The organism is Bernardetia aquimarina (assembly GCF_042180575.1).
Taxonomy (GTDB): domain Bacteria; phylum Bacteroidota; class Bacteroidia; order Cytophagales; family Bernardetiaceae; genus Bernardetia.
The window spans coordinates 3,465,202-3,484,136 of record NZ_CP170094.1; the positions used below are offsets into that span (position 1 = coordinate 3,465,202).

An 18,935-nucleotide genomic window follows, 5' to 3' on the forward strand; every position below is an offset into this window, starting at 1 on the left:
GTTATTTATGATAATTCATAATTCACCACTAATAATTTACAATTCATAAAAAGTGGCTAATAAAAAATATAGAAATTTATTAAAAGGATTTGCTAAAAATGCGCCCCAACTTCTAAAAAATGCGCCTTCTTTGCTACCTCATAGTTTTCGTTTGCTCTTTCATGCAGATGACTTTATGCCACATGCCAAGAGTTTATTACCTCAATCATCTTTGCTTGCGCCTCATATAGAAAAATTGTTGCCTTATAAAGATGAATTGTTGCCTTATGCACACCAAATTGCGCCTCATGCTGAAAAACTGCTTCCATACTCCGACCAGCTTTTACCTCATGCAGAAGAACTATTGCCTTATTTTCATTTGTTTGAACCCTATTTAGATGATTTATTGCCTTACACAGATTTACTTTTGAAGTATAAAGATATACTACTTCCACATGTTGAAAAATTGCTTCCTCATTGTAAAATTTTGCTTCCTCATGGCGAAAGATTACTTCCTCATGCTGAAGAAATGTTTGTACATTTAGATATTTTGCTTTTGTATGTAGATAAACTTTTGCCACCAGAATATCATCACATGCCTGTCAAAACGATAGCTTCTGTTTCTAACTTGATTGAAAAACTAGAAAATTTTGAAGATGAAGAAACAGATGAAGAAGAATAAAGTAGGTCAATCATAATCATTTAAAAAACGCATTCAGTTATGAATAACAAACTTTCTTTCAAATTTCAAACTCTTTTTTCTCTTTCTATTTTTTGTGTAGGAATTATCGGAATTGCTGCATGGTCGCTTTCTTTAGAATCAAATTGGAAGTTTTTGATTATCGGAATTGCCATAATTATAGTGGTATTGCTCTTGCTCAAAATTATTACTATGCCTACTTCTATTGGGTTTTCTAAAAAAGAATTGATAATTTCTTATTTAGTTTTACCAAAAAAGAAATGGCTTTTTAAAGATTTAAAAAGGTGGAATGCTGTCGAAATAAAAACATTTAATGATGTCTATAAAATCATTGAACTTCATTTTTCTAAAAACTCAACCTCTCAAAAACTAAAAAAAGTAGGAATTAGTAAACAGGAATACAAAGGATTTGAAACTTTTGATAAGTTTATGAATAAGAGTTTCAAAAATTTAAAGGTAGAAGAACAAAAAAAAGATCAGAAAGTGTAATAATATTTTCATAATGAAAAAATACCCTTTTCAAAATGGGAAAAATTATATAATTAGAAATTGCTGTAAAAAAACAAAAATACCTTTTTTGAGCTTTAAATACGCTTTTTGTAAATAATTTGGAAATATTCTACTTATTTTTGGCATTGGCAAAGCCTTTGAATTATATAAGACAAGTAAGCAAAAATTAATATGAATTTCTAAAAGAATCTGTATTGAGAAATAACTCCTCTTCTCAAAATTTTTTAACAGAAGCTTTATTTTTAAGAAATTCTATTAATTAGAAAGTAAAAATTGAATAGTAAGTGTGTTGAATTTTTTTCTAACTAAGAGAAAAGTTTATTTTTTACAACTCCTTATTTTTTAGCTATTTAATTACACTTTTTTTAAAATATCATTGAGAAATTCCTTTCCATTTTTATAAAAGAAAGGGATTTTTTTATGCTTAGGAACAGAAATTAATTAAGATATATATCTTCGAATACAAACGATTGATAATCAATGTATTGCATTCGTAATCCGTAATCTTTCCTTATTATTTTAATAGAACTTGAATTTAAGTGATAAATGCAATTTTGTCATTTGTTCTAAATTTTGATTAGGTAATTTAAAACCGAATCTCTTTTTAGTTATGCTTTATTGGAATCCAAATTTCTTCTTCTGAGTTTTCATTTGTGGGGTTGTATTTCTCTCCCAAGACTTCAAAATGCTCTCTTTGGTCTAATTGATAATCTGAGTTTGGTAGCCAAACTCCAAAAATATAGTGTGCCATCTTTGGGAAATCTTTAGGCAAGCCTTTATATAAAAAAATGGCGTATAATCCTCCTTCCAGTACTTTGCTTTCCATATTTTGAGGTATATTTTCAAAATCAGTAACTTCAATCATCGCACATTTTATAAATTCTGTTGTGGGATTGAAATCTTTAAAATCTAATGCGTCATCATAAATTTGAATAGAATACAAATCTGTTCCAATAGAATTTTGGATTGTCTTTTTTTGAGGCATGAAACGTTGCCATAATTCCATAGTCTTATCGTTTGATAAGGACATTTTTATAGACTGTCCCATTAGTTTTTTTTGAGGAAGACTTATTATTTGGGGTTTCATTATTTTAGTTGTTTTCTGTAAAATTTTCATACTCATTGGTTAGCATTTTTGAACTTCTGTAAGGAACAATGGCATCTAGATTTTCCTCATCATATTCACTCAAAATTTTATCTATCAAATTTACCTTTATTGAATTTGGATTTACATTTGTAAAATAATATAGATTTGAGTTTTGTTTATTTCCTATCAAAATCAAATTTGCTTTATCCTTTTCAGAATAATAATTGACATAATTAGGAGAGTTTTCAACTAATTGAAAAGTCATTTTTTGCTTATTTCATTCTCAATATCACAACCTTTTTCTAAAAAAACACACGTAATTTGCTTCGGAAACTTAACAGGTTTTTTGGCTGGAATAGTAAAATTTAGCTTTGTAGAATAACAATCAGGTGCGCCACAATCAAAACTATGAAGATCAAAAGGTAAATCAAATTCAATCTTATCATCTACTTGCTTTACAAAACCTTTGATATAAAATTCTTGAAAAAAGTTTGATTTTAGAGTAGCATTTGGTTTTGATTTGAGAATGGTATTTCGAATAGAATCTTGTTTCTCTTCCCATGTTTTGGGTTGTTGAATTGGAGTTCTCTTTTTTGCTATTTCTAATTTGGATGAGTCTGTATTTACTTTTTCAATTTCTTGAGCTATGATTTTATTTTCATTTTTCTGTAAAGAACAAGAAATGAATATAAGACTGATTAGGAAGGTATAAAATTTCATTTTTCTAAAAAATATTGCTAAAAAAAGTACTGTTTCAAGTATCAGTACTTGAAACAGTAACAAATAATTTTATACCATAATATGATTAAATGTTTCTTTCAAAACGCCTTCCATATTTTCTAATTCTACCATATTAGGACCGTCAGAAAGAGCATTATCTGGGCTAGGGTGTGTTTCCATAAAAAATCCTTTTACACCCATAGCTGCTGCTGCTTTCGAAAAATAAGGAATATATTCTCTATTTCCTCCTGTTGTTCCATTATTAGCACTTGGCTTTTGAACCGAATGTGTTACATCCATCACGACAGGATAACCCATTTCTTTCATATCAATAATATTTCTAAAATCAACGACAAGGTTATGATTTCCAAAACTTGTTCCACGTTCGGTAAGCATAATTTGTTTGTTTCCTGTACTTTCTACTTTATTTGCAGGATAAACCATATCTCTGCCTGTTAGGAATTGCGCTTTTTTGATATTTACAATTTTTCCAGTTTCGCCAGCTTTGATTAAAAGGTCGGTTTGACGACACAAAAAAGCAGGAATTTGAAGAATATCAACTACTTGAGCAGCAATTTCAGCTTGAAAGGCTTCATGAATATCTGTCGTAATCGGAATTTGATATTTTGCTTTTATTTTGGCTAGAGATTCCAAACCTTTTTCTAATCCAGGTCCTCGGTAAGATTCCATTGAGGTACGGTTAGCTTTATCAAAAGAGGCTTTAAAAATATAAAGAAAACCCATTTTTTTGGAGAGTTCGACCATGTGTTCGGCTACTTCGAAGAGTAGTTCTTCATTTTCGATTACACAAGGACCAGCAATAAGGAAAGTTTCTTTTTGTAGGCGTTCGTAAAGTGTCATAGTTTTGTGTTTTTTGGAGTGGAGGATTCAATAAGTACAAAAATACGTAAAATAAAAAATTCCTATCTCAAAAACTTTAGCTCATTTGTTTGTTATTACTACAACAACAAGAAGAAGTACTTAATTTTACTTTCCCTTTAAACAAAAAAAATAGTATGAATGAATTTAAAGCTGAGGATTATAATTTTTCGAACGAGTATTTTTCTATCAACACAGATAATTTCCCTTATGTATCTATAAAACTTGAAGATAAAAAGCCAACAGACGAAGAATTTGAAGAGTATATAAAACATGCAGGCAAAGTATTCTTACAAAATCAACCTTATGCCATAATTTTAGATCTTTCTAACGCAGGATATTTAAAAACTGAATTTAGAATAAAAGTAGGAAATTGGTTTAAAGAAAATCAAGCTCACGTTTCTAAATTTTGTAAGGGAACAGCTCATATTACTGATTCGTCAATGCACAAATTTTTACTACAAGCTATATTTGCTATTCAAAAACCTCCTTATAAATATACTGTAGTAAAAGATGAAGAAAAGGCTTATGAGTGGCTTAAAGAACAATTAGAGAAATAATTTATCATCATATTGAATTTGCTCTAAACTGTCTTTGTATTTCTGTATAAGAACAAACAAAACTTTCTAGTTGTGCCATTCCAATCGCATATAGTATCTCCTAAATGTTCAAATCCAAGCTGTAAAAGGTGTTTTTTGCGAGTTTCGACTACACTAGTAAGTGCAAATTTGATGTGTGGATTTTTAGATAAAAATGATTTTCGCATTTTGTCTAACTCTATCCTAATTCCTTTTCTTCTATAATCTGGATGAACAACAAGCCTACTCCAATATACAAAAGGTCTTTCAAGTGGTATCAAAGAACTATACTCTTCAAATTCGCCATCTGTTTCATTGAGATTTTCAAGAACGACAAGCCTAGCCGATGCCACAAGTTTATTATTATCCCTAACTATCCAATGAAAAACGTCTTCTTTTTCATCTAACTCATCTGACCAACCGTTTGGATATAGCGTTTTATTTATATGAACTGATTGTTCAGAATTTTCATAGGCAATTACTCGCAAATCATAAATTTTTTGAAGTTGTGATGTATCTAAAAGTAACTTAATTTCTAAATTGCTATTCATTTTTTGGTGGTTTTGTAAAAAGTATGATGGGTGTATTTGTTATTAGTGGGGACACCAAAAACGGCTATTTTTGCTATTGTCGGTGTTCCACTGACGATAGTACCTAATTTATGGTTCAAAAAAATGAACCCTATTTTAGAATATTGGAAAGAAGCTGTTTATCAAAAGACAAGCTAAAATTAAAACTGATATTTAATTTAAAAAATAAGCTCAATTTTAATCCGTTATAGAAATAATTAAATCACCAAATTTATTTTTATTATGAAGACTATCAAAATTAGCTTGTTATTTCTATTCATTTTATTTCCTTTTCTGAATGGTTTTGCTCAAAATGAAAAACAATCTCCTATCATATTTATCTATGATGCAAGTGGTTCGATGTGGGGACAAATTAAAGGAAAAGCAAAAGTAACCATTGCCACAGAAGTTTTATCAAAATCAATTAATCAAATTCCAGCTACACAAAAAGTAGGTTTAGTAGCCTACGGACATCGAAACAAAGAGGATTGTCAAGATGTAGAATTTGTAGTAGCTACTGAAATAGAAAACAGAGAAAGCATACAAGAAACACTAAAGAAAATTAAGCCTTTAGGAAGAACTCCACTCGCTTATTCAGCTCAATTAGTCATTGATAAAATTGCAACTTCTAATGAAAAAGCAACAATTATTTTAGTAACTGATGGAATAGAATCTTGTGATGGTGATATTTGTAAAGTAGTACAAGATGCTAAAGCAAAAGGTATTGATTTCAAACTTCATATTATTGGTTTTGGACTTAAAAAAGAAGAAACCAAACAACTCAAATGTGCTGCAAAAAGTGGAGATGGAAGGTATTATGATGCTGCTGATGCTGAAGAGCTTAGTGAAATTTTGCAAGAAACCACAACTTCAACAGTCGATAAACCAAAAGATAATTTCTCAATCTATACTACCAAAAATGGACAACCTGTTGATGCTTATTTAAAAGCAGTTGATGTAAAAACCAAAAAAAGTATAAGTGTTACACGGACGTATGGAGATACTTCATTTTTCTATCTTCCAGAAGGAGAGTATGATTTACATATTCAGCCTTTGGAAGGAAGCAAAATTGCTGCAATCGTTCTGAATAATATAAAAGTAAGTTCTTCAAATACTGAAATAACACACAAAACAGTTAGTTTTGATGGTGGAAATGTAGAAGTTAATTCTTATAATAATGATGAATTTTGGGATACAATGGTAAAAGTGTATGACATAAATACTGGAAAAGTTGCAGCGCACAAACGAACGTATGGCAGAACAGTTTCATTAGAAGTTAATGCAGGAAACTATTATGTAGAAATGCAAATTCTGACAATTTCAGGTTTAGAAACAACATATAAATCAGATACTATTGAAGTAAAAGCAAAAGAAACAACATCAGTAACTCATCATTTTGAAACAGGAATACTCAAAGTAGGTGCAACCTCAAATAATGAACTTATTGATGCCCTTGTTACAATAAAGGAGGTCAAAACAAAGAAATCAGTTGCAGGACAACGCACTTATACCTCTGCATCTAGCAATCCAAGAGAGTTTATTTTGAATACAGGAACTTATGAAATAACCATAAAGCCTGTAAAAATTAAAGGTGAGGCTAAAGTTTTTACAGTTACGATAGAAAAAGGAAAAGTAACAGAAAAATCATTTAGTTTCTAAAACAAAAAAATCCCTTTATTCAGTAGATTAAATCAATAGAATAAAGGGATTTTTAGATTTTCAATTAAAGTAAGAAAGAATAAATTAGATTATTCTTCGATTACATTTAATTTCTGGTTGTACTTCTTTATGAAAAGAAACAGGTATTGTATATTCTCCAAGCATTTTGAGGTTGTTTTGGCATCGTGATATTTCTATGATCGTTGATTTTCGTGTTTTGTCTAACTCTATCCTAATTCCTCTTCTTCTATAATTTGGATGAACAACAAGACTACTCCAATATACAAAAGGTCTTTCAAGTGGTATCAAGGAACTATAATCTTCAAATTCACCAACCATTTGGGTATAGAGTTTTAATTTATATGTTCTGACTGTTCAGAATTTTCATAAGCAATTACTCGCAAATTATAAATTTCTTGAAGTTGTGATTTATCTGAAAGTAACCTTATTTTTAATTTGCTATTCATTTTAATTCTCAAAGTTTAATATGTCCATAGAAAAGCCTCAAATTCAATCAGTTTTTCGTGGTATTGCATACACCTACTAGCAGCTTTCTTTTTATTTTCATATTGGTCTTCAAAAGACTCATCTTTAAAATTATCATACTTTACGATATACCCATGAAAAAAACGAGAGTCAATCAGCGTTTCTAAATTAGGAATATGTCCGTTGCTTTTTGTGGATTCAATAACTACATAATCTTCTTTGAGTGGACGATATAATTTTTCAATAATTTCTTTATACGAAAAGGAAACTACTTTTTTTGTAAATCTATCTTTATTTGCAGGAAGAATAAGTGTAAAAGCAATCACATCATGAACCATTCTTGAATGTTGAATATCCAAAATATAATCTTCCTTTATTTCTAAAACAGAAAGTTCTGAAAAGTCTATTAGTTTTTGTGTTGAATCTATCTTATTAAAATTATCAGAATCAAAGGCAAAGCTAGTTGTTTCATTTTCAAAATTTGTATCAGAATTAATCTCAAAATTCTCTTCTGCTTTTAGGCTTTCCAAAAGTTCATCTTTTGACAAAATATTTTCTAGTTTATCATCTTTATATGCTGTAATTTTTCCATTTAGAGCATTTTCTATCAAAAACGTAGATAATTCATGACCAGCATACCAAAGAGGTAAATTTGCCTTTTGATGAAAAGAAACCTGCAACCAAAGCGATTTTTGGAAAGCAATATGTGATTTTGGAATGGGATGTAAAGAAAATGGATTTATTTCATCCTGTATTTTACCTTGAGTAATTTTTTGAGATCTTTCAGTTTGGATATTTTGCTCATTTGGACTTATTTCTGGACTTAGTGCGCTTTGTGCCAAACAAAAATTACTTGTACTCACAAAAAGTAAGACAAGTAATAAAGTAAAAGAAATATAAAATAGCTTTTTCATAATTGGTTGTTGTTGTATCAAAACAGCCCCTAAGAGTTTTCAAAACCCCTTAGGGGCTAAAATAAAATCTAAAATTCTAGTTTTCCCACAAATTGCTCTCATATTCTATCATATTAGCTTGATAGTTTTGGGAAGCCAAAAGTGCCTCATGCTCATTATTGTACATATCCATAATATGCTCATCTTGTCCGTTGGCATATTTGATAAGTGTTCCATTTGCAAGCATCAAATCAAAGGCTTCTTCTAAGTTTCGGTGAGCTTGATTGTTTCTTTCATTGTAATAAATAGCTGAAGGATTATCTCTGAAAAGATTTTGTACTAATTCTTTGTAAGAAAATGTAGCAACTATTTTTTCAAGACCTGTTTGAGGATTCATTTCAGCAGGAATAATAATACTAATCGTTTGAATATCATTTATCATTCGGCTGCGAGTTTTATCAAAAAGGATATTTGTTTTGATTTCTAATAAGTAAAGTTGATTAGCATAAAATTCTTGTGCAGTAACTCCCATAGCTTCATCTTCTATTCCCCAAGTTGCATCACCATCCCATACATCATTTTGTTGATTAAAAATATCGGCTTCTATTCCGTCATACTGTATATCTTCACTAGGAATCTGAATATTACTCAAAAAGTCCTCTTGACTCATACGAGTTTTTAAAGAATCATTTTGATACGGACGAATAATTCCGAGCTTCACAGCATCAATAATAACTCCTGTAATTTCGTTTCCTGTTGCAAAAAATGGACGGTTTTGCTTTTGTTTTAACGAAATTCTGTGCCAAAGACTTTTTTGATACATAATATGAGATTCGTGAATAGGGCGAACCGAATTATGATTGTAGCCATCATTGGCATAATTTCCATATTCTTGGGCATTCGAAAATGAAGTGGTAAAAAGAGAAGAAAATAAAGACACAGAAAGTCCAGCCCACAAAATTGCTCTTGTTGATTTTTTCATTGCTATAAAAGTTAATTTGTTTTGTTGATTATACCCTTATAACGGATGTTCTTTGTTTTATTGTATCGAAATTTTAATTCTGACAAAAATAGTAGAAATTTATTTTTCAATTTTCCCATACATTGCTTTCATATTCTATCATAGTAGCTTCATAATTCTGCGCCATCAATAGAGCTTGATTGTAGTCTTCATAAATATCTATGATATGCTCATCTTGTCCGTTGGCATATTTTATAAGTCTTCCACCCAATAGCATCAAATCAAAGGCTTCTTCTAGGTTTCGGTGAGCTTGATTGTTTCTCTGATTGTAATAAATAGCTGAAGAATTATCTCTGAAAAGATTTTGAACAAGTTCTTTATATGAAAATGTAGCAATCGTTTTTTCAAGTCCTGTTTCTGTTCATTTCAGCAGGAAGAATAATGCTAATGGTTTGAATGTCATGTATCATTCTGCTACGTTTTTTATCAAAAAAAGTAATTGTCTTGGTTTCTAGTAGGTAGCACTGCTTAGCTTGATATTCAGTTGAAATAACTTTATTCTCTTGGTTTATTTTATTTTTCGAATCTATACTATCTTCCGTACTCCAATTCTTTGTCTTAAAACCTGTCCAACAACTCATCATTAGTTCTTCTTCTGTCAAATTTAATTCTTCATAATGTAGATTTTCTAAAAATTCTTCTAAAGAAAGATAAGTGGTTAAAGAATCATTTTGATAAGGCTGAATGATTCCTAACTTAACAGCATCAATCATGAGTTTTGTAATTTCGTTTCCTTTTACAAAAAAAGGTTGATTTTGTTTTTCTTTTAATGAACTTCTTCGCCAAACTGTTTTTTGATAGGAAATATGATTTTCATAGACTTTATTTTGATTAAAATGCTGATTTGAAGAATCAGAAACTGTTTGAGCTTTTACTGAAGAAGAAAGTAAAAAAGAAAAAACGAGTATAAAAATAAGCAAAACACAAGAAATAATAGAAGTAGAAAGTTTCATGAAAATAGAAATCAAAAATTAGAAAAAAAAGGCGAATCAATTTTAATAACGAATGATTATTTCTTTAGTATAGGTTCTTATTCTTTCTACAAAAAAACACCTAACCTAGGTATATTCTAGTGGTTAGGTGTTTTCAATATTTCGCTTTTTAATTTCTATTTATTCAACAGGAATAGTCTGATTAATAATTGGCAAAATAGCGTTATGTAAATAAGTTCCTTTCAAGAATGAAAATAATGCCCCACGAGTAGTAGAGATTGCAAGTTCATTCAAATCTAAAATTACATCAGTTGGCATATTATTTTTGCTATTGGCTGTATCGACATGTTTTGCTAAATCTTCTACTTTAAAAACAGTGTTTGTTTTGAATTTAGAAAGCAAATGTTCTTTTTCATTTGAGAAAATAGAGATAGTAGTAACTACTATAAAAATTTCATCATCCGTATTCCAACGGTGTTCGATATTAACATCAAATTGAAATATAATTTCTTTAGGAAGATTTTGACTAGGGGCAACTAAATTTGATTCTAAAATATCTAAGGCTACGATTCTGAATTGCATAGGTGTTTGTTTATTGACTTGTAAAAATATTTCTACAAAATTACTTGTTTTCTATTTCCTATAAAAATAGCAGCAACTAAAAATCTAAATTTTGACTGTTTTTTAATGTATAAACTCCTTATAAAGAATAAAAAAGGCAATTACCAAGACCATATAACCAAAAATCTGTTTGAGTTTTGCAGCAGGAACATATTTACAAAAATGAGTTCCAAGTAAAATTCCTACAATGGTAAAGCTTGTAAAGGGAAGAAGAAAACGCCAGTCTATATCGTGCTGCTGCCAATCGCCCAAAAAGCCCAAAAGTGAATTAATAGCAATAATAAAAAGTGATGTAGCAATCGCTTCCTTCATCGGAATACGAGCCAAAAAAACCAACGAGGGAACAATCAAAAAACCACCTCCAGCACCCACCAAACCAGCAATCAGCCCCACCAAAGTAGCATCCAAAATCAAAACGGGAACATTTAGAGCTTTATTAGAAACAGCCTTCGGAATGTGAGATTGTTCTTGTTGCTTTGTTCCTTTTCGAATCATTATGGTAGAAGAAATCAGCATTACAATAGCAAAAAAGACAACAATAGCTGCATTTTTGGTAAGAATAAAATAATCAAAAGTCAAAAACGGATCAGGTAAAGCAGGTACAATATAAGCACGAGTCAAATAAACCATAACCAACGAAGGCGCACCAAAAATGAGAGCAATTTTAAGATTAACCAAACTTTGTTGAAAATACCTATATGCTCCCACAAGCGCAGCAGCACCCACCACAAAAAGCGAATAACCAGTCGCAATTACAGCCTCAATATTTAAAATGTAAACAAAAATAGGAACAGCCAAAATTGAACCTCCACCACCTAACAATCCCATCGTAAAACCTACAACAATCGCAATCAAAAAACCTAAAATTTCTTCCATCTGTTACTAAATTTGTTTTCTTCTTATTTTTTATTGTATTTTTTTTATAAAAATACTTCTTTTACTTATTTATGAATAGGCAATTTAGTTAATTCAAATTCAAGCCCAAAAATTGTTAAAAATAAGAGTGATTTTAACTTTATGATAAAATGACAAAACCTCTTTTTTTTGCTTTTATCTTTAAAAGTCTTTACACATTGTATTTTTGTTTGTCTAATCGTATAAGTCAGATGTATTGTCCTTATCTTAGGTTTGTTACAAATTATTAAAAAATAATATCCTACTCAACCATTCCAAACCGAAAATACTGGTCTATATAATTTATCTTTTCAATTATTATAAAATAAAAAAACAATGAATCCATTTACACAAACCTACTCTTCTGATAGTTCTGATAACGAACTTATTGAACAAATTTTGCAAGGAAGTAAAGTCGCTTTGACAAACCTTATCGAAAGACACCAACCTTTTATTTATAACCTTGCGTGGAAATTGACAGGAAACGATGCTGATGCCGAAGACCTTACACAAGAAGCATTAATTAAAATTATCTCTAATTTGGGTACTTTCAAACAGGAGAGTCTTTTTCGTACTTGGGCATATCGCATTATCAAAAATCATTTTCTCAATGAAAGAAAAAAGCTCTCCAATCAGTTTGCGAGTAACTTTGACGAATTAGGTCATCTTCTTGATAATTCGCCTAGTGTTGATTTGTCTGAAAACGAAAAAGCAGAAAAAATAGAACTTATTCGGGAAGTACATCCGCAATGTCTATCAGGAATGCTACTCTGTCTGACCAAAGAACAACGTATGATTTATATTATTGGGGAAATATTTGGAACTGACCACACAATTGGTTCTGAAGTAATGGAAATTAGTAAAGATAATTACCGAATGAAACTCAGTAAGGCTCGCAAAGATTTGTATAATTTTATGCAAAATAAATGTGGACTAGTCAATAAAGCAAACCCATGCAGATGCCACAAAAAAGTAACTTTTGCTTCTGAAAATGGACTGGTAGATGCCAAAAATCTACTTTTCAATAAAAAAGAATATTCTACCTTCAAAGCAGAGTTAGAACTTGATGCTAATTTTTTGGTCGATGAATCTGAATTAAAAATAGCTGAACTACAACAAGACCATAGCTTCAAAACAACATTTGAAAAAAAGAACTTTATCCTCAAAATTTTAGATGATGTACAATGGAAAAATAAATTAAATCTGAATTAATTTTAATTAATTTCGTTTTTTTTTCAAAAAGTCTTTACACATTGATACATCGGTTGTCTAACCAATAAAAAAGGGTTCAAAACTCCCTGTTTTAGAATCATCTGTATCAAAAAAATGTAAAAGACATGTCAAATTTTAAAAACCCACTTGATAAAAACTTGCCCAAAACAATTCGAATTGGTGTTTGGGCAAGTTATCTGTCTGCCTTTATGCTTATTGGTATTGGTATTTTTTGGATAGCACATCCTGCTGCTTCTGAAGGTTCGTTTTCTATCACTCCTGATTCGGACGCAGCCATTTCATTTGCCAAAATTACGGCTATTTTTAAAGCTGTTGGAGATATAATTCCACCTATTTTTGTTTTGCTTGCACTTGGTTTGCATCAGTTTCGACTGGCTGGATATTTCCACGTTGTTACTTTGGTTTTTGTGATTGTAGTAGATATGATTACGTGGGCGACCTTTGTTCCAGATGCTCAACTTACAGATGTTTTGCAACACGTTCCATTTGCGTTACCTATTATTATTGCTGCTTATTGTTTTTTAAAATCACCTTCAAAACCAAACTAATATGCTTTTATTTATACGTATTTTTTTAATTCTCTATGGTGTCATTGCAGTAGGAACAGGATTTTTGGGCATGACAGGAGCTTATACTTCAACGTGAACCTATGGCTGATAATTCACACCGATTTATAGCTGCTATTTGGGCATCTCTGTCGCTTGCTTTTTTTTATGTGGCTTGGAGTCCATCCGAAACGACACTTTTTCGATTTTTAATGATAGCTCTTTTTATTGGTGGCATTGTAAGGGCAGTAGCATTGATTAATTACCGTCCAACTCCTGTAATTATTGCTGTTATTTTACTTGAACTGATACCGACTCCGATTATGTGGTGGATGCATAATAAACTAATCACTCAAGGTAGTCTTTAATTTTTTTATCATATAAAAAACTCAAAAATGAGAACTTCAAGACAAACCGTTTTAATTACAGGAGGAGGTTCAGGAATTGGACTTTCTCTCGCCAAAAAATTCTTAGAAAATGATAATACTGTTATTATTACAGGACGAAATTTATCAAAATTAGAAGAAGTAAAAAAAGAATTTCCACAAATTCATATTTTTCAAAGCGACGTAACACAAGATGCAGAAGTAAGAATGTTGGCTGACGATATACTTCAAAAATTTGAAGGTATTGATGTTTTGATAAATAATGCAGGAATAATGAATCTTTTAGATACAGGAAATGAAGAAAATGATTTGGAAAAACAGTTTTCTGAAATTGAAATCAATTATAACTCTCCAATTCGTATGTTACATTATTTTTTACCTCAATTAAAAAAGAGCAAAAATGCTGTTTTGGTTAATGTTTCTTCTAGTTTGGCGTATGTTTCTTTTGCTCAAGCTCCTGTTTATTCAGGCACAAAAGCAGCCGTTCATTTTTGGACACAAGCTATCCGACCACAACTAAAACCACACAATATAAAAGTAATTGAACTTTTGCCTCCTGTTGTAGATACGCATTTAGCCAAAGAAGCCGACCTAACAGATGATAGTCTTAAACCGATGCCTACTGAAAAACTATCTGCTATTTTTTGGAAAGAATATTCAAAAGGAATAGAAGAAATTACTCCTGGAATTTCTACACAACTCAAATTTATAAGCCGATTAGCTCCTAAATTTGGTTTCAATCAACTTAATAAAGAACCTATACCTAAAAAATAAATCAGACAATTATGAAAAAAATACTACCTGAAATAGCTGTTTTGACCATTTTTGGTGCTTTAGGCATTTTACTAGCTATGGGCTTAGGATTTGGAATATTTTGGAAAACACTTGAGCCGATTACATTTATGAATGTTTTTGCAGCCGAATTTCCTTATTTTATTTTGCCTACTGTCTTGATGCTTCAACCTGCCTTAATTTCGTCTATTGTCTTGTTTATTAGATTCAAAAATGAAAAAGAAATTCGAAAAACTTGGCTTTATGTAATGAGTGGAATGATTGCAGCTTTCGTCATTACAAGTGCTTATCATCTGCCTGTCAATTTAGGTTTTATTCAATTAAAATATACGGCAGAAGAAATTACGACACTACTAAATATTTGGCTTTTACTACATTGGGTGCGATTTGCTGCTGTATTTATGGCTGCTGTATTTGCTCTCAAAGGTTTCAAACAAATTAATCAAGTCGTTCAAAAAATATAAAATTATGAAAAATACAATTTCAATCATTGCCATTCTTGGCATCGGAGCTTTTGCTGGAAATATGATAAATATAGGTTTTAGCCACGCTATGTACTGGCAATCGCTTGACCCAATAGAGTTTATGAAGTTTTTTAAAATCGATTTTCCACTACTGTTACAACCTACAGCTGCTTATAGTACTGGACATGAGTTAAATTTTTGACAAAAAAAGGACAGAAAGAGTTAATTTAGAAGTGTGAAAACCAAAAAACTCTATTCCGTCCTGCTGAACAAATATACAAAGGAATTTTCAGATATTCCTATCCATTATGTTCACGCTACTTTGTTGCTTATTAGCTGTATTCTGATAAAAGAAACTGTTAATCTAAACAAATTAAAAAATCAAGTAGGTATTTTTTTAAATTCTCCTACTGTTCAAATTGATTCTCATTATAAACGGCTTACTCGTTATTTTTTGGATGTCTATGTTCAAAAAACACTATGGAAGCTGATTCTAGTTTTTAGTATAGGCTCTTTTTTGAATAGAAAAGACATAAAAAAAGAAATTTTCTATCTAGCTATGGATGGTAGTGTTTGGCAATTAGGGGAATATACCTATCATGTTTTGGTCTTAAGTGTTATTTATAGAAAAATGGCTATTCCTATTTTTTGGATCAATTTAGAACGAAAAGGTAGTTCTACTGTTGCTCATCGTAAAAGTTTATTAGCATCGGCTTTATTGTTATATCCTTTTTTAAAAAGATTTACAATTTTAGCTGATAGAGAGTATAAAGGTAGAGTTTGGTTTAGGTATTTAGAAGAACAAGGATATACTTACATTATTCGTCTTTGTAAGGGAGATTATCAATTAGAAGTTAAAAAATACCACAGCTTACTTAAAAAAGCTAAATCAGGCAAACTAGTAAGCCAAGAATTTGAAACTGACTTTGCAAAAAAACTAAAAATAGTGATTTCTTATAATGCTCAAGCAGCAAAAGAAAGTGAAAAGTTTGTCATTTTATTAACCAACAAATATCGTTTAACAAAGGAGAAAATTAGTGCTATCTATTATCTCAGATGGAAAATAGAGTGTTTATTTAGACATTTGAAAACAAATGGATTTCATTTAGAGGAGTTAGGAATGGTAAACCCAAGAAAAATTCGTGTTCTAATGGCATTAGTAATTGCATCTTTTTTACTCTGTATCTTAGAAGGAGTAAAAACAAAACAAAGAGTAAAAAAAGACAATGAATCCTTTTACGAGTCTGTTTTTAGAATCGGATATGGAAAAGTAGTATTTTATGCTACTTCTATAGACAAAATATTAAAAATAATAACCCAATTAGTGCAAAAATCTAAAACTCAAAATACAACCTAAATTAACACATGTCCAGTACTGTAACAGCTGCTACACTTTTACCTGCTTTTTTGGGTAGTCTTTGGGTATTTCTTAAAAGTGAAAAAGGGTCTGAAAGTAGAAAATATTGGCTCTATGCTTTTATTGGATTAACGATTATCAATATTCAAACGGTAGCTTATCATTTGCCTATGAATTTGGATTTTGTGGAGTTGAAATATGATGCAGCAACGGCTACAAGCAAATTACAAGGCTGGATAATTCTGCATTGGGTAAGAGTTGTTGTAGCTATTTGTTCAGGTGTTTTTGCTCTTTTAGGTTTTCAAAAATCAAGTAATTCAATTTAAACAAAACTCAAATCAATATGGATAATTTCGTTATTTTCAATATGCAATCCGTAGCAGGGTTGTTCACTTTTTATTTTATATTTAAGTGGTATGTATTTCCTCGTTTAGACAAACTCAATATTTATGATGCACTTGTGCCGATGGTTCTTATTCACGGTTTGAGGTATTTGGGTATGGTTTTCATGGTAGATACCCAAGTTTATGATGCTTTTCCAGATGATTTAGCTTTTACAGTAGGAATTTGGGATTATACGACTGCTATTTTGGCTTTAATTACTGCTTTTGCCTTAAAGAATAAATGGAAATTTGCAATTCCTTTGGTTTGGGTATTTAATATTTTTGGTTTTACAGACCTTATAGTAGCCTTTCCACAAGTATTTGCGATTGAATTTTATAATTATGACTTAGGAACGATGTGGTGGGCATTCACAACTATTGGAGTAGTAAATGTCATTAGTCATTTTTATATTTTTTATCGTCTAATAAAAAATATAAGAAGTAAATATAAGAAATAAACAGGTATAGTTAAACTTATTATGCCTGTTTGTTTTCGTCTTCTTAGAAAACAAATCAAGAAGGAATACTAAAATCATCTTTTGGAAGAAACATAATATATGTGTCAAGTTTCATAAGGTTGTTTATGAAGTTTGATTATATTTTTGTTGTAAATTTATTATTTTTGTTTCAAACTGTTGTGGTGTACTTGGTTTAGTTAAACGGTGTTCTATATTATTTTCTTTGCATTTTTGATCCATTTTAGAAGGTTTTTGATAAAGATTTCCTCGTTATTGAACGAATAAAACGATTTGTAAATTCAAGTCCGTTATCAATCAATATATGACTGATTTGAAAAAGAAAAAAACTATACATTCGTCCATAAATAGCTCTGTGTTTTCTTCATATTTTTTATAAAATAAAAGTCGTGTAGCTCTGTCGATAGCAACAAATAAATAAGCTGCTTTTACGTCTAATTTGGGGAAATAAGTAACATCAATATGCAAATAACCAAACTGATAGGCTTTAAATTTCTTAGCTTCCTGTTTTTTCAGTAGGTGATAGTATTGATATTCTCTTTGACAAAACAATGATACACTGAGCTTCTAGAAATGGTAGAGTTAATTTGTTGTATGCACTCAGTTACTTCTTGTAAAGACATCCAAGTAGAAGTTCTTATCTTTTTGATAAGCTCTTTTTCCACTTCACTCAAAACGTAAGCAATCATTTTAGGAGCAGATGATTTATCATTACTAAATGTTCTATTTTCCATTTAGAAATAGTAGTGGATGAAGTTCCAAAACGCTCTGCTAAAGTAGCATTCGTTTGAGTAGAGTTTTGAATTTGAAGACGAATAGTTTGATTCGTCTGAGCATTGGCGTGATAAATTTGTGGCATTATTTAATTTTGTTTTGTAGTTAAAACCAAAATGGAGTTTTATAAACTATAAATAACCTTAGTGAAACTTTACAATAATTATAAATGAATTGCAGTTTGTATATTATTTCTCCTAATACTTTCCAAAAAACCAATTTCCTAACGCATTTTCATCATTACTTTCATAAAATTCTCTCCAATATTCTGTTACTTGTTCTTCAGTTAGGTAGCCTTTTTTATTTACATCTAGTTTTTCAAAAGCCTTTTGAGCAAGCTCTTTTTCTATTCCATACGCATCAAAAAATTTCTCAAAAACGGATAGGTCTATTTTGAAATCTTCTTTTTTGTTTTGGTCTGCAAAAAGACGAATTACATAACAAGTAATTGGCAAAATATCTTCTTCATACGTATTTTTTTCTATCAATGAATTACAATAGGCAATCCATTCTTCGGCACTAATTTGTTCATCTTTATCACTATCAGCAAAGAAAAGCATTTTTTTCCAACGGTTTTGATACAGATAATTCAGTCCACGATACGTTTCAGATTGTTTAGAAAAAGGAACAACTTGAGCAAGTCTATTTAAAATTAAATTAAAATCATCTCTTTCTACAGTTCCATCTTTGTTGGTGTCAAAGATTTCAAACATGCGTTTAGCTTTTCGTTCTTGAAGAGGAGTAAGTGTATTCATTGAGTTTAGGATTTAATTTATTGATAGGATAGAATAAGGTTTTAGAAAAATATAAGGCAAGTTACTCAAAAAATAAAAGTCTGTTTGAAAAAAAATAGAATTTCATTAGCAACAAATCAAAATAGACGATGTTTTTTGTAGTAAGAAAAGTGTAAAAAACACAAAAACATCAAAAAAAACGTTAGAAATTAAAATGGGTACTTTATTTTCTAACTTTTCAAGTGTTTTTTTCGTAAATTATA

General features: G+C 30.2%; 29 protein-coding genes. 14 read left to right on the forward strand and 15 right to left on the reverse strand.

The genetic code is table 11. The features are described from left to right. Window positions 1-52: 52 nt before the first annotated feature. Window positions 53-661 (forward strand): hypothetical protein, encoded by a 609-nt coding sequence (locus ACE193_RS14740; RefSeq protein ID WP_375558986.1) that lies wholly within the window; start codon window positions 53-55, stop codon window positions 659-661. 39 nt (window positions 662-700) lie between these two features. Then, window positions 701-1,168 (forward strand): hypothetical protein, encoded by a 468-nt coding sequence (locus tag ACE193_RS14745; protein WP_375558987.1) that lies wholly within the window; start codon window positions 701-703, stop codon window positions 1,166-1,168. A gap of 625 nt (window positions 1,169-1,793) precedes the next feature. Here ACE193_RS14745 and ACE193_RS14750 read toward each other — a convergent pair. The 4 genes from ACE193_RS14750 to kdsA form a co-directional block, all read right to left on the reverse strand. Continuing rightward, window positions 1,794-2,276 (reverse strand): GyrI-like domain-containing protein, encoded by a 483-nt coding sequence (locus tag ACE193_RS14750; RefSeq protein WP_375558988.1) that lies wholly within the window; start codon window positions 2,274-2,276, stop codon window positions 1,794-1,796. 4 nt (window positions 2,277-2,280) lie between these two features. Then, a complete protein-coding gene (locus tag ACE193_RS14755) occupies window positions 2,281-2,541 on the reverse strand; it encodes a hypothetical protein (RefSeq protein ID WP_375558989.1) in 261 nt (86 codons plus the stop codon). Beyond that, window positions 2,538-2,996: a hypothetical protein gene (locus tag ACE193_RS14760; protein WP_375558990.1), complete on the reverse strand. Its 459-nt coding sequence runs from the start codon at window positions 2,994-2,996 to the stop codon at window positions 2,538-2,540. Before ACE193_RS14760 ends, ACE193_RS14755 begins: the two co-directional genes overlap by 4 nt. A gap of 69 nt (window positions 2,997-3,065) precedes the next feature. After that, window positions 3,066-3,857: a 3-deoxy-8-phosphooctulonate synthase gene (gene kdsA, locus ACE193_RS14765; protein WP_375558991.1), complete on the reverse strand. Its 792-nt coding sequence runs from the start codon at window positions 3,855-3,857 to the stop codon at window positions 3,066-3,068. A 155-nt stretch (window positions 3,858-4,012) separates the two neighbouring features. Here kdsA and ACE193_RS14770 point away from each other — a divergent pair, with 155 nt between their 5' ends. Continuing rightward, window positions 4,013-4,435 carry a hypothetical protein gene (locus tag ACE193_RS14770; RefSeq protein WP_375558992.1) on the forward strand — a complete coding sequence of 141 codons (423 nt, stop codon included), beginning with the start codon at window positions 4,013-4,015 and terminating at the stop codon, window positions 4,433-4,435. A 23-nt stretch (window positions 4,436-4,458) separates the two neighbouring features. Here the strand turns inward: ACE193_RS14770 and ACE193_RS14775 are convergent, their stop codons facing one another. Then, window positions 4,459-5,004, reverse strand: a complete 546-nt coding sequence (locus ACE193_RS14775) for a GNAT family N-acetyltransferase (RefSeq protein WP_375558993.1) — start codon at window positions 5,002-5,004, stop codon at window positions 4,459-4,461. A gap of 30 nt (window positions 5,005-5,034) precedes the next feature. Between ACE193_RS14775 and ACE193_RS14780 the strand changes: the two genes are divergently transcribed. Both ACE193_RS14780 and ACE193_RS14785 read left to right on the forward strand, forming a co-directional pair. Further along, on the forward strand, window positions 5,035-5,181 hold the full coding sequence (locus ACE193_RS14780) for a hypothetical protein (protein WP_375558994.1): 147 nt from the start codon (window positions 5,035-5,037) through the stop codon (window positions 5,179-5,181). 84 nt (window positions 5,182-5,265) lie between these two features. Beyond that, entirely contained in the window at window positions 5,266-6,681 is a 1,416-nt protein-coding gene (locus ACE193_RS14785; protein ID WP_375558995.1) for a VWA domain-containing protein, read from the forward strand. An 84-nt stretch (window positions 6,682-6,765) separates the two neighbouring features. Here ACE193_RS14785 and ACE193_RS14790 read toward each other — a convergent pair whose 3' ends face one another. The 7 genes from ACE193_RS14790 to ACE193_RS14820 form a co-directional block, all read right to left on the reverse strand. Further along, window positions 6,766-7,020 carry a hypothetical protein gene (locus ACE193_RS14790; protein WP_375558996.1) on the reverse strand — a complete coding sequence of 85 codons (255 nt, stop codon included), beginning with the start codon at window positions 7,018-7,020 and terminating at the stop codon, window positions 6,766-6,768. A gap of 143 nt (window positions 7,021-7,163) precedes the next feature. Then, the gene (locus ACE193_RS14795) at window positions 7,164-8,081 is read right to left on the reverse strand and encodes a hypothetical protein (RefSeq protein WP_375558997.1); all 918 of its coding nucleotides are present in this window, start codon (window positions 8,079-8,081) and stop codon (window positions 7,164-7,166) included. Window positions 8,082-8,157: 76 nt separating this feature from the next. Beyond that, on the reverse strand, window positions 8,158-9,042 hold the full coding sequence (gldN, locus tag ACE193_RS14800; protein WP_375558998.1) for a gliding motility protein GldN: 885 nt from the start codon (window positions 9,040-9,042) through the stop codon (window positions 8,158-8,160). A 106-nt stretch (window positions 9,043-9,148) separates the two neighbouring features. After that, a complete protein-coding gene (locus tag ACE193_RS14805) occupies window positions 9,149-9,418 on the reverse strand; it encodes a hypothetical protein (RefSeq protein WP_375563363.1) in 270 nt (89 codons plus the stop codon). A 7-nt stretch (window positions 9,419-9,425) separates the two neighbouring features. Beyond that, window positions 9,426-10,034, reverse strand: a complete 609-nt coding sequence (locus tag ACE193_RS14810; RefSeq protein WP_375558999.1) for a hypothetical protein — start codon at window positions 10,032-10,034, stop codon at window positions 9,426-9,428. A gap of 159 nt (window positions 10,035-10,193) precedes the next feature. Continuing rightward, the gene (locus ACE193_RS14815; protein ID WP_375559000.1) at window positions 10,194-10,595 is read right to left on the reverse strand and encodes a hypothetical protein; all 402 of its coding nucleotides are present in this window, start codon (window positions 10,593-10,595) and stop codon (window positions 10,194-10,196) included. A 102-nt stretch (window positions 10,596-10,697) separates the two neighbouring features. After that, on the reverse strand, window positions 10,698-11,510 hold the full coding sequence (locus tag ACE193_RS14820) for a sulfite exporter TauE/SafE family protein (RefSeq protein WP_375559001.1): 813 nt from the start codon (window positions 11,508-11,510) through the stop codon (window positions 10,698-10,700). 354 nt (window positions 11,511-11,864) lie between these two features. Between ACE193_RS14820 and ACE193_RS14825 the strand changes: the two genes are divergently transcribed. The 9 genes from ACE193_RS14825 (at window position 11,865) to ACE193_RS14865 (ending at window position 17,146) form a co-directional block, all read left to right on the forward strand. Next, on the forward strand, window positions 11,865-12,740 hold the full coding sequence (locus ACE193_RS14825) for an RNA polymerase sigma factor (protein WP_375559002.1): 876 nt from the start codon (window positions 11,865-11,867) through the stop codon (window positions 12,738-12,740). 125 nt (window positions 12,741-12,865) lie between these two features. After that, a complete protein-coding gene (locus ACE193_RS14830) occupies window positions 12,866-13,309 on the forward strand; it encodes a hypothetical protein (protein WP_375559003.1) in 444 nt (147 codons plus the stop codon). A gap of 101 nt (window positions 13,310-13,410) precedes the next feature. Next, window positions 13,411-13,674 (forward strand): DUF4345 family protein, encoded by a 264-nt coding sequence (locus tag ACE193_RS14835; protein WP_375559004.1) that lies wholly within the window; start codon window positions 13,411-13,413, stop codon window positions 13,672-13,674. 27 nt (window positions 13,675-13,701) lie between these two features. Beyond that, window positions 13,702-14,466: an SDR family oxidoreductase gene (locus ACE193_RS14840; protein WP_375559005.1), complete on the forward strand. Its 765-nt coding sequence runs from the start codon at window positions 13,702-13,704 to the stop codon at window positions 14,464-14,466. Window positions 14,467-14,477: 11 nt separating this feature from the next. Continuing rightward, complete coding sequence (locus tag ACE193_RS14845) at window positions 14,478-14,948, forward strand: hypothetical protein (protein ID WP_375559006.1); 471 nt, start codon at window positions 14,478-14,480, stop codon at window positions 14,946-14,948. Window positions 14,949-14,952: 4 nt separating this feature from the next. Continuing rightward, window positions 14,953-15,150, forward strand: coding sequence for a hypothetical protein (locus tag ACE193_RS14850; RefSeq protein ID WP_375559007.1), 198 nt, complete (start codon window positions 14,953-14,955; stop codon window positions 15,148-15,150). A gap of 33 nt (window positions 15,151-15,183) precedes the next feature. Beyond that, window positions 15,184-16,305, forward strand: a complete 1,122-nt coding sequence (locus ACE193_RS14855; RefSeq protein ID WP_375559008.1) for a transposase — start codon at window positions 15,184-15,186, stop codon at window positions 16,303-16,305. 8 nt (window positions 16,306-16,313) lie between these two features. Then, window positions 16,314-16,631 (forward strand): anthrone oxygenase family protein, encoded by a 318-nt coding sequence (locus ACE193_RS14860; protein WP_375559009.1) that lies wholly within the window; start codon window positions 16,314-16,316, stop codon window positions 16,629-16,631. 17 nt (window positions 16,632-16,648) lie between these two features. Continuing rightward, the gene (locus ACE193_RS14865; protein ID WP_375559010.1) at window positions 16,649-17,146 is read left to right on the forward strand and encodes a hypothetical protein; all 498 of its coding nucleotides are present in this window, start codon (window positions 16,649-16,651) and stop codon (window positions 17,144-17,146) included. Window positions 17,147-17,676: 530 nt separating this feature from the next. Here ACE193_RS14865 and ACE193_RS14870 read toward each other — a convergent pair. From ACE193_RS14870 to ACE193_RS14880, 3 genes are all read right to left on the reverse strand, one after another. Then, on the reverse strand, window positions 17,677-17,898 hold the full coding sequence (locus ACE193_RS14870) for a hypothetical protein (protein ID WP_375559011.1): 222 nt from the start codon (window positions 17,896-17,898) through the stop codon (window positions 17,677-17,679). Continuing rightward, entirely contained in the window at window positions 17,850-18,023 is a 174-nt protein-coding gene (locus ACE193_RS14875; RefSeq protein ID WP_375559012.1) for a hypothetical protein, read from the reverse strand. The genes ACE193_RS14870 and ACE193_RS14875 overlap by 49 nt, the downstream gene beginning before the upstream one ends. A 112-nt stretch (window positions 18,024-18,135) precedes the next feature. Continuing rightward, window positions 18,136-18,693 carry an EF-hand domain-containing protein gene (locus ACE193_RS14880; RefSeq protein WP_375559013.1) on the reverse strand — a complete coding sequence of 186 codons (558 nt, stop codon included), beginning with the start codon at window positions 18,691-18,693 and terminating at the stop codon, window positions 18,136-18,138. Window positions 18,694-18,935 lie beyond the last annotated feature (242 nt).

Excerpts from the sequence above, each read along its gene's own strand:
- ACE193_RS14820 (WP_375559001.1), bottom strand. The coding sequence starts at position 11,510 with ATGGAAGAAATTTTAGGTTTTTTGATTGCGATTGTTGTAGGTTTTACG.
- ACE193_RS14860 (WP_375559009.1), top strand. The coding sequence starts at position 16,314 with ATGTCCAGTACTGTAACAGCTGCTACACTTTTACCTGCTTTTTTGGGT.
- ACE193_RS14840 (WP_375559005.1), top strand. The coding sequence starts at position 13,702 with ATGAGAACTTCAAGACAAACCGTTTTAATTACAGGAGGAGGTTCAGGA.
- ACE193_RS14790 (WP_375558996.1), bottom strand. The coding sequence starts at position 7,020 with ATGGTTGGTGAATTTGAAGATTATAGTTCCTTGATACCACTTGAAAGA.
- ACE193_RS14755 (WP_375558989.1), bottom strand. The coding sequence starts at position 2,541 with ATGACTTTTCAATTAGTTGAAAACTCTCCTAATTATGTCAATTATTAT.
- ACE193_RS14770 (WP_375558992.1), top strand. The coding sequence starts at position 4,013 with ATGAATGAATTTAAAGCTGAGGATTATAATTTTTCGAACGAGTATTTT.
- ACE193_RS14815 (WP_375559000.1), bottom strand. The coding sequence starts at position 10,595 with ATGCAATTCAGAATCGTAGCCTTAGATATTTTAGAATCAAATTTAGTT.
- ACE193_RS14875 (WP_375559012.1), bottom strand. The coding sequence starts at position 18,023 with ATGCCACAAATTTATCACGCCAATGCTCAGACGAATCAAACTATTCGT.
- ACE193_RS14825 (WP_375559002.1), top strand. The coding sequence starts at position 11,865 with ATGAATCCATTTACACAAACCTACTCTTCTGATAGTTCTGATAACGAA.
- ACE193_RS14775 (WP_375558993.1), bottom strand. The coding sequence starts at position 5,004 with ATGAATAGCAATTTAGAAATTAAGTTACTTTTAGATACATCACAACTT.
- ACE193_RS14870 (WP_375559011.1), bottom strand. The coding sequence starts at position 17,898 with ATGGAAAATAGAACATTTAGTAATGATAAATCATCTGCTCCTAAAATG.
- ACE193_RS14760 (WP_375558990.1), bottom strand. The coding sequence starts at position 2,996 with ATGAAATTTTATACCTTCCTAATCAGTCTTATATTCATTTCTTGTTCT.
- ACE193_RS14845 (WP_375559006.1), top strand. The coding sequence starts at position 14,478 with ATGAAAAAAATACTACCTGAAATAGCTGTTTTGACCATTTTTGGTGCT.
- ACE193_RS14745 (WP_375558987.1), top strand. The coding sequence starts at position 701 with ATGAATAACAAACTTTCTTTCAAATTTCAAACTCTTTTTTCTCTTTCT.
- ACE193_RS14810 (WP_375558999.1), bottom strand. The coding sequence starts at position 10,034 with ATGAAACTTTCTACTTCTATTATTTCTTGTGTTTTGCTTATTTTTATA.
- ACE193_RS14750 (WP_375558988.1), bottom strand. The coding sequence starts at position 2,276 with ATGAAACCCCAAATAATAAGTCTTCCTCAAAAAAAACTAATGGGACAG.
- ACE193_RS14785 (WP_375558995.1), top strand. The coding sequence starts at position 5,266 with ATGAAGACTATCAAAATTAGCTTGTTATTTCTATTCATTTTATTTCCT.
- gldN (WP_375558998.1), bottom strand. The coding sequence starts at position 9,042 with ATGAAAAAATCAACAAGAGCAATTTTGTGGGCTGGACTTTCTGTGTCT.
- ACE193_RS14880 (WP_375559013.1), bottom strand. The coding sequence starts at position 18,693 with ATGAATACACTTACTCCTCTTCAAGAACGAAAAGCTAAACGCATGTTT.
- ACE193_RS14830 (WP_375559003.1), top strand. The coding sequence starts at position 12,866 with ATGTCAAATTTTAAAAACCCACTTGATAAAAACTTGCCCAAAACAATT.
- ACE193_RS14835 (WP_375559004.1), top strand. The coding sequence starts at position 13,411 with ATGGCTGATAATTCACACCGATTTATAGCTGCTATTTGGGCATCTCTG.
- ACE193_RS14865 (WP_375559010.1), top strand. The coding sequence starts at position 16,649 with ATGGATAATTTCGTTATTTTCAATATGCAATCCGTAGCAGGGTTGTTC.
- kdsA (WP_375558991.1), bottom strand. The coding sequence starts at position 3,857 with ATGACACTTTACGAACGCCTACAAAAAGAAACTTTCCTTATTGCTGGT.
- ACE193_RS14795 (WP_375558997.1), bottom strand. The coding sequence starts at position 8,081 with ATGAAAAAGCTATTTTATATTTCTTTTACTTTATTACTTGTCTTACTT.
- ACE193_RS14850 (WP_375559007.1), top strand. The coding sequence starts at position 14,953 with ATGAAAAATACAATTTCAATCATTGCCATTCTTGGCATCGGAGCTTTT.